General features: G+C 72.9%; 12 protein-coding genes. 11 read left to right on the top strand and 1 reads right to left on the bottom strand.

Annotation, left to right across the window (positions count from 1 at the left end; genetic code table 11):
- The first annotated feature begins 95 nt into the window (after positions 1-95).
- The 11 genes from EDF33_RS15450 (at position 96) to EDF33_RS15400 (ending at position 12,976) form a co-directional block, all read left to right on the top strand.
- Entirely contained in the window at positions 96-917 is an 822-nt protein-coding gene (locus EDF33_RS15450) for an LLM class flavin-dependent oxidoreductase (RefSeq protein WP_132100503.1), read from the top strand.
- Positions 914-2,191, top strand: a complete 1,278-nt coding sequence (locus EDF33_RS15445) for an NtaA/DmoA family FMN-dependent monooxygenase (RefSeq protein WP_207906708.1) — start codon at positions 914-916, stop codon at positions 2,189-2,191. Before EDF33_RS15450 ends, EDF33_RS15445 begins: the two co-directional genes overlap by 4 nt.
- Positions 2,192-2,479: 288 nt before the next feature.
- Positions 2,480-2,917 carry a carboxymuconolactone decarboxylase family protein gene (locus EDF33_RS15440; protein WP_132100502.1) on the top strand — a complete coding sequence of 146 codons (438 nt, stop codon included), beginning with the start codon at positions 2,480-2,482 and terminating at the stop codon, positions 2,915-2,917.
- A 10-nt stretch (positions 2,918-2,927) separates the two neighbouring features.
- Positions 2,928-4,133, top strand: a complete 1,206-nt coding sequence (locus EDF33_RS15435; protein WP_132100501.1) for an LLM class flavin-dependent oxidoreductase — start codon at positions 2,928-2,930, stop codon at positions 4,131-4,133.
- On the top strand, positions 4,130-5,566 hold the full coding sequence (locus EDF33_RS15430) for an NtaA/DmoA family FMN-dependent monooxygenase (protein ID WP_131846168.1): 1,437 nt from the start codon (positions 4,130-4,132) through the stop codon (positions 5,564-5,566). The genes EDF33_RS15435 and EDF33_RS15430 overlap by 4 nt, the downstream gene beginning before the upstream one ends.
- The gene (locus tag EDF33_RS15425) at positions 5,563-6,585 is read left to right on the top strand and encodes an LLM class flavin-dependent oxidoreductase (RefSeq protein WP_132100500.1); all 1,023 of its coding nucleotides are present in this window, start codon (positions 5,563-5,565) and stop codon (positions 6,583-6,585) included. The genes EDF33_RS15430 and EDF33_RS15425 overlap by 4 nt, the downstream gene beginning before the upstream one ends.
- Entirely contained in the window at positions 6,582-7,637 is a 1,056-nt protein-coding gene (locus EDF33_RS15420) for an ABC transporter permease (RefSeq protein WP_132100499.1), read from the top strand. Before EDF33_RS15425 ends, EDF33_RS15420 begins: the two co-directional genes overlap by 4 nt.
- On the top strand, positions 7,634-8,527 hold the full coding sequence (locus tag EDF33_RS15415) for an ABC transporter permease (protein ID WP_131920367.1): 894 nt from the start codon (positions 7,634-7,636) through the stop codon (positions 8,525-8,527). The genes EDF33_RS15420 and EDF33_RS15415 overlap by 4 nt, the downstream gene beginning before the upstream one ends.
- Entirely contained in the window at positions 8,524-10,158 is a 1,635-nt protein-coding gene (locus EDF33_RS15410) for an ABC transporter ATP-binding protein (RefSeq protein WP_132100498.1), read from the top strand. Before EDF33_RS15415 ends, EDF33_RS15410 begins: the two co-directional genes overlap by 4 nt.
- The gene (locus EDF33_RS15405; protein WP_132100497.1) at positions 10,155-11,801 is read left to right on the top strand and encodes an ABC transporter substrate-binding protein; all 1,647 of its coding nucleotides are present in this window, start codon (positions 10,155-10,157) and stop codon (positions 11,799-11,801) included. Before EDF33_RS15410 ends, EDF33_RS15405 begins: the two co-directional genes overlap by 4 nt.
- Positions 11,798-12,976 (top strand): LLM class flavin-dependent oxidoreductase, encoded by a 1,179-nt coding sequence (locus EDF33_RS15400; protein WP_132100496.1) that lies wholly within the window; start codon positions 11,798-11,800, stop codon positions 12,974-12,976. The genes EDF33_RS15405 and EDF33_RS15400 overlap by 4 nt, the downstream gene beginning before the upstream one ends.
- 443 nt (positions 12,977-13,419) lie before the next feature.
- On the opposite strand, the gene EDF33_RS15395 is transcribed toward EDF33_RS15400, so the two are convergent.
- Positions 13,420-14,454 carry an ABC transporter substrate-binding protein gene (locus EDF33_RS15395; RefSeq protein WP_132100495.1) on the bottom strand — a complete coding sequence of 345 codons (1,035 nt, stop codon included), beginning with the start codon at positions 14,452-14,454 and terminating at the stop codon, positions 13,420-13,422.
- Between the last annotated feature and the right edge of the window lie 37 nt (positions 14,455-14,491).

The following is a 14,491-nucleotide window of genomic DNA, read 5'->3' as shown; positions in this document are numbered from 1 at the left end:
AGGTGAGCACCTACGGTCGGTGCACCGGCTCGCCACGGACGCTGGGGAGGTGACCGTGGCGGGCCGTTCTGCGCACCTCGAACGGGAGGACCACCGTGACCACCGCGCCCAGCGCCCCCGCACCACTCGTCGTCGCCGTCCCGGACACGGACCTCGCCGCGGCGGCCGCCGCACCCGGCGGCATCGCCCGACTCGCGGTCCGCATCGTCGGTTCCGGAGCCGCCGTCGTGGCGATCGGCACCGACCGCCTCGACCCCCTGACGAGCACCGGCCACCGGCTGGACCCGACGACCGCGGCGCTCACCCTCGGCCGTGCCCTGCCGGAGCACGGGTTCCTCGTCGCCGTGGCACCGACCCGCGAGCACCCGTACAACGTCGCCCGTCGGGTGCTCTCGCTCGACCACGTCCTGGACGGCCGGGTGGGCATCGTCGTCGGCGCCCGGGACCACGGCGCACCGAGCACCGGAGCCCCGAGCGCCGGCGCACCGCACGACCCTGCCGAGTTCGCCCGGGTGCTCCGCGGGCTGTGGCGCACCTGGCCGCTCGACAGCATCGTCGGTGACCGCACGTCGGGGGTCTTCGCGCACACCGACCGGATCCGACCGCTCGACCACGACGGCGGACCGGACGGCTACCGCGTCCGGGGACCGCTCACGACGCCGTCGAGTCGGCAGGGCGAACCCGTCCTCGCGGTCTGGCACGACGTCGACGTGCCCGGAGCGGACCTGGTGCTCGGCGGTGCGGCGCACCCGCTCGCACCGCTGCCGGGGGCGACGGACGGGGCGGAGCCGCACCGGGCCTCCCGGTCGACCGTGACGCGACCTCCACGACCGACGCGACCAACGCGACCGACACGTCCGACGCTCCGCGCCCTGCTCGGGCTGGCCGTGCCGGACGCCGCGGCGGTGACCGCGTGACGGGCGCTGGCGGCGACGCCGGCCTGATCCTCGGCGTGAACCTGCAGGGCTTCGGGCAGCGTCCGGCGGCCTGGCGCACCCAGGACGTCGACCCGACCGACCTGCTCACGGCCGAGTTCTGGGGCGACCTCGGGCGCACCGCCGAACGCGGGCTGCTCGACATGGTCTTCTTCGCCGACCACCCGGCGTTCGGCGACCCGAACGTCCGCGCCTACGGACTGCTCGAGCCGTTCGTGGCGCTCGGGGCGATCGCCGACGCGACGAGCCACCTCGGGTTGGTCGGCACCGCGTCGACGACGTACAACGACCCGTTCGACGTCGCCGAGCGGCTGCTGTCGCTGGACACGGTGTCCGGCGGGCGCGTCGCCTGGAACGCCGTCACCACCTACGACCGCTCGGTCTCCGCCAACTTCGGTGTCGCGACGAACCCCGACCGGCCCGAGCGGTACGCCCGCGCGGGGGAGTTCGTCGACCTGGTGACGGCGCTCTGGCGGTCCGCTGCGACGGGGAAGCCGGTCCTGCACCACGGCGAGTTCCTCGACCTCGAGGGCGTGCTCCGGGTCCCGCCGTCGGCGCAGGGGCACCCGGTCGTGTTCCAGGCCGGGGGATCGCCGCACGGTCGTGACCTGGCGGCGCGGGTCGCCGAGGGCGTCTTCGCCGTCGAGCTGACGCCGGAACCCGCCCGCGAGCACCTGCGTGCGGTCAAGGTCGCCGCCGAGACGTACGGCCGGAGTGCAGCCGACGTCGCCGTCGTGCCCGGACTGTCGCTCGTGCTCGGCAGCACCGAGGCCGAGGCGCAGCGCCGGTTCGACGAGCTCGAGGCCCTCGCGCCGGACGGCTACTCGCTCCGGGCGCTCGGGACGCACCTCGACGCCGACCTGTCGGGGCTCGACCCGGACGCGCCGATCCCGTCGGCGGTCCTGGACCGCGAGGTCGACCCGGTCACCTACGGGCCCTCGCTCGGCTACCACGAGACGGTGGTGCGGTGGGTGCGGGCCAACAACACCTCGTTGCGGGACGTGCTGCGGGGCTTCGGCGGGTACGGCGCCCGCATCGTGGTCGGCACGCCCGAACAGGCTGCCGACACCATCGAGGACTGGTACCGCACCGGTGCCGCCGACGGCTTCAACCTGATGATCGACGAGTTCCCGCGGGGCCTCGAGACCGTCGTGGACGAACTCGTGCCGATCCTGCAGCGCCGCGGGGTGTTCCACCGGTCGTACGAGGACGTGACGTTGCGCGGGCGGTTCGCGGCGCGCGCCCGGGGGCTCTGACGCCGCACGGTGCGCGGTCCGCGGTACGGCCGCGCTGCCGCACGGTGCGAGGTTGTTCACCCCGTGCGGGCTTGCAGCCCCGCACCAGGTGATCAACCTCGCACCGCCGGCCGACCCCGCCGCCGCCGGCCGACCGCCGCCGCCGCCGCGCGGCCGCGCCGCGCGCCCCGCGCCGCGCGTGACGCCGTGTGACGGCCGGCCGGCGGCACCGTGTCACACGACGACACCGCCGGTCACGGTCCGCAACACCCGTCGCCTCGGGGCCCCGACCGCCCTAGCGTCGCCGACATGACCGACTACCTCGACCGCGAACAGGACAAGACCTTCACGAAGGTCTACAAGCAGCAGACCCCGGACATCCTCAAGGCCTTCGTCCAGTTCGACGAGTCGGTGTTCCAGGCCGAGGGCCGCGCGATCCCGCTCAAGTACCGGGAGCTCATCGCGCTGGCGGTCGGGATCACGACGCAGTGCGTCTACTGCGTCGACGGGCACAGCCAGCGCGCCGTGACGGCCGGTGCGACCGAGGCTGAACTCGCCGAGGCCGCCTGGGTCGCCACGGCCATCCGCGCCGGCGGCGGGTTCGCGCACGGCCGACTCGGCTTCAAGTTCGGCGCCGACGCGACCCCCGTCGACGCGAACCCGGCCGACGCAAACCCGGCCGACGCGGCCCCCGCCCACGCGACCCCCGCGCCGGCCGCCGCCGACCACGCCGCGCACACCCACTAGGAGGACCGCCATGCCCGACCGCATCACCCTCGTCACCGCGCTGCAGGGCGCCGGCTGGCACCCCGCCGCCTGGCGCGTCGCCGGCCCGACCGCGCAGCGCCTGTCGAGCCTCCGGCACTGGCGCGACGTCGTCGTCGAGCAGGACCGGCTCGGCATCGACGCCGTCACCATCGAGGACTCGTTCACCGCGGGCCCGACGGCTGCCGACCACGACCTCGACACCACTACCGTCGTCGGACGGCTCGACGCCCTCCTCGTCGCGAACGCGGTCGCCCCCGCGACCCGCGCCGTCGGTCTGGTGCCGACCGTCTCGGTGACGCACACCGAACCGTTCCACGTCGCCACGGGCCTCCAGACCCTCGACCACGTCTCGCTCGGGCGAGCCGGGTGGCGGATCCAGGTGAGCCCCACGACCCGCGAGGCGGCCCTGTTCGGCCGTCGACCCGGCGGCGACGACGCGGCCACACTGTTCGACGAGGCCCGCGAGGCGGCGGAGGTCGTCTCCCGCCTCTGGGACAGCTGGGACGACGACGCGATCATCCGCGACGTCACCACCGGGCGCTTCATCGACCGCGACCGGATCCACAACGCCGAGTACGCGGGCCGTGCCCTGTCCGTGCACGGCGCGTCGATCGTGCCGCGGTCGCCGCAGGGCCGGCCGCCGGTCTTCGCCCTGGCCCACCGCGCCGACGCTGCCGCGTTCGCCGTGGACGCTGCGGACGTCGTGCTGGTCACGCCCGGGTACCAGGGCCGGGAGGCGCGGGACCTGGTGGGCGAGGTCCGTCACCTCGAGCAGGTGGCCGGGTCGGACGTCCGTCGTCCGGTCCTCGCCGACCTCGCGGTGCTGATCGGCTCCTCGACCGCTGCCGCGGCCGACGAGCTCGCCGCGCTCGACGCCGCTGCCGGTGCCCCGTACGCCGTCGGCTCCGGGTCGGACACGTCCGTGCTCGCGACGACGGTGCCCGAACTCGTGTCGCTGATCGGAGACCTGCGAGGCATCGGCTTCGCCGGCGTCCGGCTCCGCCCCCTGCGCATCCCGATCGACAGCACCGCCATCGCCAGGCAGCTCGTCCCCGCCCTCGTCACCGCCGGGCTCCGCGCCGACGTGGCGTCCCGTCCCACCGCCGACCTGCGCACGCGGCTCGGCATCGCCCCCGCCGTCAGCCGGTACGCGTCCGCACCCGCCGGTTCCGTCTCCGTGGAGGTCTCAGCATGAGCACCAAGCGTCAGGTCCACCTCGCCGCCCACTTCCCCGGCGTGAACAACACCACGATCTGGAGCGACGACCGCGCCGAGAGCCAGATTGCGTTCTCGTCGTTCGAGCACTTCGCCCGCAACGCCGAGCGTGGGTTCTTCGACTTCCTGTTCCTCGCCGAGGGCCTGCGGCTCCGCGAGCAGAAGGGCCGCGTCCACGACCTCGACGTCGTCGGACGCCCGAACACCCTCGCGGTCCTGGCCGCCCTGGCCGGGGTCACCGACCACATCGGGCTGGTCGGCACCCTGCAGACGACGTTCAACGAGCCGGTCGAGCTCGCGAAGCAGCTCGCCACGCTCGACCACCTGACCGACGGCCGTGCCGGGTGGAACGTCGTGACGAGCTCGGACGCGTTCCACGGCGCGAACTTCCGCCGCGGCGGGTTCCTCGACCACGCCGACCGGTACACGCGCGCCGCCGAGTTCATCGCGCTGTCCCGCGAACTATGGGACTCGTGGCAGGCCGACGCCGTCGTCGCCGGCACCGCCGCGGGCGGCGCGCTGGCGGACGGCGTGTTCGCCGACCGGTCGCGCATCCGCGACGTCGACCACCACGGCGCGCAGTTCGACGTCACCGGTACGTTCCCGGTGCCCCGCAGTCCGCAGCGGCACCCGGTGATCGTGCAGGCCGGTGACTCCGACGAGGGGCGCGACCTCGCCGCCACGAACGCCGAGGTGATCTTCTCGCTGCACACCGAGTTCGACGACGCGCAGGCGTTCTACCGCGACGTGACCGAGCGGCTCGAGCGGGTCGGCCGGTCGAAGGACGAGCTGCAGATCCTGCCCGGCGCGACGTTCGTGATCGGGTCGTCGGCGGAGGACGCCGAAGAACGGTCGAACGCCATCCGTCGGGCCCAGGTCAGCCCGGCCACGGCGATCGCGTTCCTCGAGCAGGTCTGGAACCGCGACCTGTCGTCGTACGACGTCGACGGTCCGCTGCCGACGATCGAGCCCGACTACGAGGGCACCGCGATCACCCGCGGGCGCGCACGGCACACCCGCGACGTCCCCGCCCTGGTGCAGTCCTGGCGGGACCTGGCCGAGGCCGAGCACCTGTCCATCCGCGACCTCGTCATCCGCGCCTCGACCCGCGGCGGGTTCGTCGGGACGGCGTCGCACATCGCCGCCGAGATCGACCGGTACGTGCAGGAGCGCGCCACCGACGGGTTCGTCGTCGTGCCGCACACCAACCCGTACGGCCTCGACGAGTTCGTCGACACGGTCGTCCCGCTGCTGCAGGAGCGCGGTGTCTACCGGCAGTCCTACGACGAGGGTGCGACCCTCCGGCAGACGCTCGACCTGCCCGGCACGATCCGCGACCGTTCGGCCGCCGCACGCACGGCCGCTGCGGCGGGTCCGGTGCGTGCGGCAGCGTCCGCCGGGGTGCTCGCGTGACGGTCTCGAGCCTCGCCATCCTCGTCCCCGGCAACTTCGAGGACGACGCCCCCGTCGACGGCCTCGAGGCCACCCTCGACCTGTTCGCCACGGCCGAGCGGCTCGGCGTCGACGGCGCCTGGGTCCGGCACCGGCACCTCGAGCACGGCATCGGCTCGGCCGCGGTCTTCCTGGCGGCCGCGTCGCAGCGCACCACCGCCATCGAGCTCGGCGTCGCCGTCGTGCCGATCGGGTGGGAGAGTCCCTTCCGCCTGGCCGAGGACTTCTCGCTCGCCGACGTCCTGTCGCACGGTCGGCTGCAGGTCGGGCTGTCCACCGGCTCGCCGCACGCCGAGATCCTCGGTGACCTGGTGTTCGACGGCGACTGGCGCGCCTTCGACCGCGGGTACGGGCGGGTCTCCCGGTTCGTGGAGAACCTGCGCGGCGCGTTCCTCGGCGTGGACGACACCGTCATCCAGAGCCCCGGGAACGTCCAGCGCCCCCGGTTGCAGCCCTACGCCCCGGGTCTGGTCGACCGGGTCTGGTACGGCGGCGGGTCGCTGCGGTCGGCCTCCTTCGCCGGCAGTTCCGGGCTCAACCTGCTGCTCGGCAACCTCACCTCGGGCGAGGGCACCGACGACTACGGCACCGCCCAGCGGAACCAGCTCGCGGCGTACCGCGCCGCGCTGCCGACCGGGCGAACGCCCCGCGTGGCCTGGGGCCGGTGCGTCGTACCGACCGACTCGGCCGACCGGGTCTCGCGCGAGCGGTACCGCACCTGGTACGAGTCCCGTCTCGCACGGCAGACCGCGCCCCAGGGACCGCGGCGGACCCTGTTCTCCGCCGACCTGGTGGGGCCCGCCGAGCAGATCGTCGAGCAGCTCGTGCACGACGCCACGCTCGCCGAGGTCGACGAGTTCCGGATCGAGTTGCCCTACGAGTTCGCCGGTGACGAGTACGAGCAGATCGTCTCGGACGTCGTGGCGAAGGTGGCACCGGCGCTCGGGTGGACGCGTGCCCGGACGGCGGTGGCTGCATGACCCGCTACGTGCTCTCCCGCATCGGCCAGGCCGTGCTCGTGCTCTGGGCGGCGTGGACGATCTCGTTCTTCGTCCTCTACGTGCTGCCGAGCGACCCGGCCCGCATCATGGTCGGCCCGGACGCCACCGACGTCACGGCGGCGCAGCTCGACGCGCTCCGGCACCAGTACGGCCTCGACCAGCCGGTGCTCGTGCAGTACGTCCAGCACCTCGGCGCCCTGCTCACCGGCGACCTCGGCCGCTCGATCGGCGTCGGTCGACCGGTCGCCGAGGTCATCGGCGAAGCGATCGCGCCGACCGCCCAGATCGCGGTCGCCGGCCTCGTGCTCGCGATCGTGTTCGGCGGCGGGATCGCGGTCCTCGCGACGTGGACCCGGAACCGGGCCCTCGGCCAGTTCCTGCTCCAGCTGCCCCCGATCGGCGTCGCCGTCCCCGGGTTCTGGTTCGCGCTGCTGCTGGTGCAGTGGTTCTCGTTCGGGCTGCACGTGTTCCCGGCGTTCGGTGGCGAGGGCCCAGCGTCGGTCGTCCTGCCGGCGATCACCCTGGCGCTGCCGACCGGTGCCACGATCGCCCAGCTGCTGTCGAAGTCCCTCGTCCAGACGCTCCGCGAGCCGTACGTGGACACCGCCTACGCCAAGGGCGCCGGGCGGTGGCGGGTACAGCTCCGGCACGCGCTCAAGAACGCTGCGCTGCCCGCACTCACCGTGACGGGACTCATCGTCGGGCAGCTGTTCTCCGGCACCGTCGTCACCGAGACGGTGTTCTCCCGCCCGGGCCTCGGCCGGGTCACCGCCACCGCCGTGCAGCAGCAGGACATCCCCGTCGTGCAGGGCATCGTGCTGCTCGCCGCCGCGGTCTTCGTCGTCGTGAACCTGGTCGTCGACCTCGTGTACCCGCTGCTCGACCCGCGCGTCGTCGTCGCCGGCAGCCGTCGGAAGCTCCGCGACCACGACGGAGCGACACCTGGCGCGACGCCGGGCGGGACGCCCGGCACCACCCCGGCCGGCACCACCCCGTCCAGCGCCACCGAACCGAAGGCGGTCCCCGCATGACCGAGACCACGCAGCTCGCCATCGGCCGCCCCGCGTCGCTCGTCAGCGACCGCGTCCCCGGCGGCACGACGACAGCGCTCCGCGCGCTCGTCGCCCGTCCGACGCTCACCATCGCCATCGTCTGGCTCGCCCTCGTCGTCCTCGCCGCGCTCCTGCCCGGAGCACTCACCCACCACGACCCGCTCGCCGCCGATCCGGCCGCCAAGCTCACCGCTCCCGACGCCGCGCACTGGTTCGGCACCGACCAGCTCGGCCGCGACCTGTACGCCCGCGTCGTGCACGGCACCGCGCTCACGCTGCAGGCCGCGGTCCTCGCGATCGTCATCGGCCTGGTCGGCGGCTCGCTCGTCGGGCTCGTCGCCGGCTTCATCGGCGGGGTCGTCGACGCCGTGCTGATGCGCGTCGCCGACGTCCTACTGGCGATCCCGAGCCTGCTGCTCTCGTTGACGATCGTCACCGTGCTCGGCTTCGGCACCGTGAACGTCGCGGTGGCGGTCGGCGTCGCGAGCATCGCCACGATCGCGCGCATCATGCGTTCCGAGGTCGTCCGGGTCCGCACCGCGCCGTACGTCGAGGCCGCGAGCGCGAACGGCAACCGCTGGTGGCGCGTGCTGCTCGTGCACGTGCTGCCGAACGCGGCCGGTCCCGTCCTGGTGCTCGCCGCCCTCGAGTTCGGCACCGCGATCCTCGCCGTCTCCAGCCTGAGCTTCCTCGGGTACGGCGCGCAGCCACCGCAGCCCGAGTGGGGTTCCCTCGTCGCCACCGGGCGCGACTACATCGCGTCCTCGTGGTGGCTCACGACCATCCCCGGCCTGGTGATCGCCGTCACGGTGCTCGCCGGCAACCGCGTCGCCCGTGCACTCGACACCGAACGGAGGGCCGTCCGATGAGCCTGCTCAGCATCCAGGACCTGACCGTCACCTACGGCCGCGGGAGCAGTGCGCGCACCGCGCTCCACGGCGTCTCGCTCGAGGTCGGCCGCGGCGAGCGCGTCGCCATCGTCGGCGAGTCCGGTTCGGGCAAGTCGACGACGGCGCACGCGGTCCTCCGGCTCCTGCCCGCAGCGGCGGAACTGACGGGAGGCACGGTGCGGCTCTCCGGGGCGGCCGACGGAACCGGGGACCTCGACCTGGTCACCGCGACCGACCGCCAGGTGCGGTCCGTGCGCGGCGTCCGGATCGGCTTCGTGCCGCAGGATCCGACGGTGTCGCTCAACCCCGTGACGCGGATCGGCACCCAGGTCGCCGAGGTGCTCCGGATCCACGGACTCGCCACCGGCGCCGAGGCCCGGGAACGCGCCGTCGAGGAGCTCCGCCGTGCCGGCATCGACCGTCCCGAGCTCCGCGCGCGGCAGTACCCGCACGAGCTGTCCGGCGGCATGCGGCAGCGGGTGCTCATCGCGATCGCCCTGATCGGCGACCCCGAGCTGCTCGTGGCGGACGAACCGACGAGCGCGCTCGACGTCACGGTCCAGCGCACGATCCTCGACCACCTGGACCGGCTCGTCGCCGAACGGGGCACGAGCGTGCTGTTCATCACGCACGACCTCGGGGTCGCCGCTGACCGGGCCGACCGCATCGTCGTGATGTCCGAGGGACGGATCGTCGAGCAGGGCACCCCGGCCGAGGTGCTCGGCGCACCCCGTGAGCCGTACACGCGCGCGCTGATCGCAGCGGCGCCCAGTCTCGACGACGTGACCGCGTCCGTGGGGGTCCGCACGGGCCTCCCGGCCGACGGCGACCCACTCGTCGTCGCGACCGGACTGCGGAAGTCCTTCGACCGCGTGACCGCCGTCGACGGGGTGGACGTGACCGTCCCGCGGGGCCGCACCCTGGCGCTGGTGGGGGAGTCCGGGTCGGGCAAGTCGACCACCGCGCGCCTCGTGCTCGGACTCGAACGCCCGGACGCCGGCAGCGTGCGGTTCGACGGTGCCGACGTGGGCGGAGCCCGCGGTGCCGCGCTGCGGGCGTACCGGCGGCAGGCGCAGGTCGTGCAGCAGAACCCGTACGCGGCGCTGCACCCGCGGTTGTCGGTGGGGGCGGTGATCGCGGACCCGCTCGCGGCCTTCGGCATCGGCACCCGGCGGTCCCGTACGGCTCGGGCGGCGGAGCTGCTCGACCTCGTCGCGCTGCCGTCGTCCGTGCTCGGTCGTCGACCGGCGGAGCTCTCCGGCGGACAGCGGCAGCGTGTGGCGATCGCCCGCGCGCTCGCACTCGACCCGTCGTTCATCGTCCTCGACGAACCCGTCTCCGCACTCGACGTGTCCGTCCAGGCGCAGATCCTCGACCTGCTCGCGGAGCTGCAGTCGACGCTCGGCGTCTCCTACCTGTTCATCTCGCACGACCTCGCTGTCGTCCGTCGCATCGCGCACGAGGTGTCCGTCCTGCGGGGCGGCCGCGTCGTGGAGCACGGCGACGTGGCGCAGGTGCTGCACGACCCGCAGCACGAGTACACGCGCGCACTGCTCGACGCGATCCCGGGACGATCCCGGCGCGTCCCCACCACTGAAGGAGTCTCATGACCACCCACCGCACCCCGTTCCGTCTGGTGGCCGCGATCGCGGCCGGCACCGCGGCGGCCCTGGTCATGGCGGGCTGCTCGTCGGGCGGTACCGCGTCGACGTCCTCGTCGTCGAAGCCCGTCGACGGCGGCTCGCTCACCTACGCCATCGCGAACGACCCGATCACGCTCAACCCGACGGGTACCGGCGCGGGCAACGACACGCTCGCGATCACCCGGCAGCTCGTCGACTCGCTGCTCTGGCAGGACCCGTCCGACGGCTCGCTCAAGCCGTGGCTCGCGACGAAGTACTCGGCGAACGCCGACGCCACCGCGTTCACGTTCGACCTGCGCTCCGGTGTCACGTTCTCGGACGGCACCGCGTTCGACGCGACGGCCGTCAAGGACACCTTCGACGACATCGCCTCGGCCGGCGCATCGAGCACGGCCGCCGCGTACTTCTCCGGCTACGAGGGGACGAAGGTCGTCGACGACGACACGGTCGAGGTCGACTTTTCGACGCCGAACGCCGCGTTCCCGAACGCCACGTCGTCGGTCGCCCTCGGCATCGTCGCCCCGAAGACCACCGAGACCCCGTTCGAGGACCGCGCCGACGGGAAGGCCGTGATCGGGACCGGACCGTTCACGCTGCAGTCGTACACGAAGAACACGTCCACGATCCTGACGAAGCGAAAGGACTACGACTGGGGTCCCGCAGCCCGCGGCGGCTCCGGGGCAGCGCACCTGTCGAAGGTCACGTTCCAGGTCGTGCCCGAGGCGAGCGTCCGCACCGGCAGCCTGCAGTCCGGGCAGCTCGACGCGATCAGCAGCGTGCAGCCGAGCGACGTCGACACCCTGCAGGCGCAGTACGACCTCGTCACCCGCGCCAACCCCGGCCAGGTGTTCGGTCTGACGTTCAACCAGAAGCGGCCGATCGTGTCGGACCTCGCAGTCCGGAAGGCGATCGCACAGGCCGTCGACCCGAAGGCGGTCCGGGACACCTCGCTGAACGACCTGTTCAAGGTCGCGAACTCGGTCCTCGGGTCGACGACGCCCGGGTACGCGGACACGTCGTCGGGCTCGGCCACGTCGTCGGGTTCGGCCGCGTACGACCCCGCCGCAGCGAAGAAGGCGCTCGACGCCGCCGGCTGGGAGAAGGGCTCCGACGGCATCCGCTCGAAGGACGGCACGAAGCTGCAACTCAAGCTCGTCTGGATCACGAACTTCGGACCGAACCAGACGTCCCTCGAGCTGATCCAGCAGGAGCTGAAGAAGGTCGGCGTCGGCGTCACGCTCGAGAGCGGGACCGTGCCGCAGTACCTCGCCAACCTGACGAGCGGCGACTGGGACCTGTCGTGGGACAACAGCTCGCGCGCAGACGGCGACGTCCTGCGATCGAAGTTCTCCAGCTCGGGTGCCCAGTCGATCGGTGCATCGGACAAGACGCTCGACGCGCTCTTCACGAAGGAGCTGTCGCAGTCGTCGGCGTCCGACCGGTCGGCCACCTTCGGGGAGATCCAGCAGCGCATCGCGTCCCAGGTCGACTTCGTCCCGGTGCACGAACTCACCAGCATCATCGCGCCGGCGACGGACGTGCACGGCATCGTCTTCGGGGCCGACACCCGGCTCGACCAGCTGACCGGCGCGTGGAAGGACGCCTCGTGAGCGCCGCTCGCTCCGTCCCGCTCTCGGTGCTCGACCTGGTGCCGGTGACCGCCGGGTCGTCCGCAGCCACGGCGCTGCACCGCACCGTCGACCTGGCCGTCGCTGCCGAACGTGCCGGGTACGCCCGCTACTGGCTCGCGGAGCACCACCTCAACCCCGGTGTCGCGGGCAGCGCGCCGACCATCGTGATCGGGGCGGTCGCCGCGGCCACGTCGACGATCCGGGTCGGCAGTGCGGCGACGCTCGTCGGCAACGTCCGCGGGCTGCAGATCGCCGAGACCTTCGGCACGCTCGCGGCGCTGTACGGGCCGCGGATCGACCTCGGGCTCGGCCGCTCCGGGGCGCCGGCACCCGGCACCCCCAAGCCGCCGTCGCTCGCGCCCCGTTCGGACGAGGTCGTCGACGGACTGCTCGTGCCCGCACCGTTCGACTTCCACATCGCACCGGGCAGCCGGTTCGCCCTGCAGGGGGAGCTGCTCGGACGCGTCCCCGGTGACGTCGACCGGTTCGAGGGCGAACTGTCGCTCATCCGGGCGCTGTTCGCCGGCACCTGGTCGCGGGACGGCGCCGTGGTCGAGGCGCCGCCGGCAGCAGGAGCGTCCGTCGAACTGTGGATCCACGGGTCGACCGGCGGTGAGAGCGCCCGGGTCGCCGGAGCACTCGGACTGCCGTACGGCGCGAACTACCACACGTCGCCCGGCACGGTCCTGGCGTCGGTGCAGGCCTACCGCGACGCGTTCCGCCCGGGGGTGCTCGACGCACCGCACGTCATCGTGTCGGCGGACGTCGTCGTCGGGCGCACCGAGGCCGAGGCCGCGGAGCTGTCGCTCGGGTACGCGGAGTGGGTGCACTCGATCCGCTCCGGCGTCGGGGCGATCGAGTACCCGACGCCGTCCGCGGCACGAGCTGCGCCGCTCGCTGCGGCAGAGGCGGCGTCGGTCGCCGATCGGCTCGCCACCCGGTTCGTCGGCGACGCTGCGGCCGTCGCGGACCGCCTCGAGGTCCTGCAGCGGGCGACCGGCGCGGACGAGCTCCTGGTGACGACGATCACGCACGACCACGACGCCCGGGTGCGTTCGTACGAGCTGCTCGCGGCGGAATGGGCAGCGCGGGGTGCGGGTGCTGGTGCTGGTGCTGTGCGTGCCGGGGCTGGCGTGGGTGCCGGGGTGCGCTGACCGTACTGGTCCGTGTCGACCCGGAACGACGAGCTCGACGTCGCGCGACATCGGGCTCGTCGTTCGTGCGCGCGTGCAACCGTGGCGCGCGGAAGGAGCGACACCGTGGTCGTCGTGCGACGTCGACGATGTCGTTCGGGGTCGGTGCGCGTGCGGTCCGTGCGCGTGCATGTTCCGACGATCCACCCGTCGATCGTCAGGTGGATCGTCGTCTCTTGCGCATGCATCGAGTGCGCGTGCATGTTCCGACGATGCACGCGTCGATCGCCTCGTGGAATGTCGGACGATGCACGCGCAACGAGCGACATCGTGGTCGTCGTGCGACGTCGACGATGTCGTTCCGCATCGGCGCCGACCACCCGCGCGCGCACAGAACGACTCCCTCGACGTCGTGCGACATCGAGGGAGTCGTTCCGAGTCGTTCGGACCCGCCCGAACCCGGCTCAGCTCGCGTCGAGCGGCAGCCCCTCGGGGTTGACCTCGGAGTGCTCCACGGCCTCGTTCGACAGGTTGTACGACTTCAGCCACTTCGCGTACGTGCCGTCGTCGATCAGCTCGTCGATGGCGTCCGCGATGGGCTCGGCGAGCCCGCTGTCCTTCTTCGTCGTCGCCGCGATGAGCCCCTGCAGGTCCCCGCCCGCGCCGGAGAACGTGCCAGCCGTCTTCGTGGGGTTCGCGCCGTCCGCGCTCAACGTGTTCTGGTACGCGACCGTCGGGTTCGGCCCGAAGTAGGCGTCGATCTTGCCGGAGTCGAGCGCCAGCTTCACGGCGTTGCCGTCCGGGTAGTACTTGATCGAGATCGTCTTGCCCTGCTTCGCCAGGTCGGCCTTCCAGCCGAGCAGGATGAGCTCCTGGTTGGTGCCGGAACTGACGGCGACGGTCTTGCCGGCGAGCACGGACGGGTCGCCGTCGAACGTCAACGAGGAGTCCTCCGGCACCTGCAGCGCGAGGTTGTCCTGGCGGTACGAGGCGAAGTCGTACTTCTCCTTGCGCTGCTCGGTCACCGTGATGTTCGAGAACCCGGCGTCGTACTTGCCGCCGTCGATCCCGACGAACAGGTTGTCCCACGTGGCGTTCTGCACCTGGGCCTCGAGGCCGAGCTTCGCGGCGACGAGACGACCGAGGTCGGGCTCGGAGCCGGTCAGCGTCTTCTGGTCGTCGCCGGTGAACGCGAGCGGCGGGAACCCGGCCGGCAGCGCACCGATGCCGACGACGAGCTTGCCGGACTTCTTGATCGACGCGGGGAGTTCGTCGTGCAGCTTCTCGTCCGCGTCGACGGTGACCTTCGTCTCGGTGGCGGCACCGTTCGACGCGGCGCCGATCGTGACCGTGCCGTCCGACGCGCCGCCAGAGCCGGAGCCGGAGCCAGAGCCGGCGGACGCCGACGTGGCGCACCCGGCGAGGGCGACGACGACTCCGGTGGCGAGGACGAGGGCGCCGGCGCGGTTCCGCCAGCGTGCGGGGGTGGTGGGGGACATGGTTCTCCTGGGATCGGGTGGAAGGGGAAGAAGGAAC

Source organism: Curtobacterium sp. PhB146 (genome assembly GCF_004342995.1).
Lineage (GTDB): Bacteria > Actinomycetota > Actinomycetes > Actinomycetales > Microbacteriaceae > Curtobacterium.
This window is presented reverse-complemented; position numbering and strand designations above follow the sequence as displayed.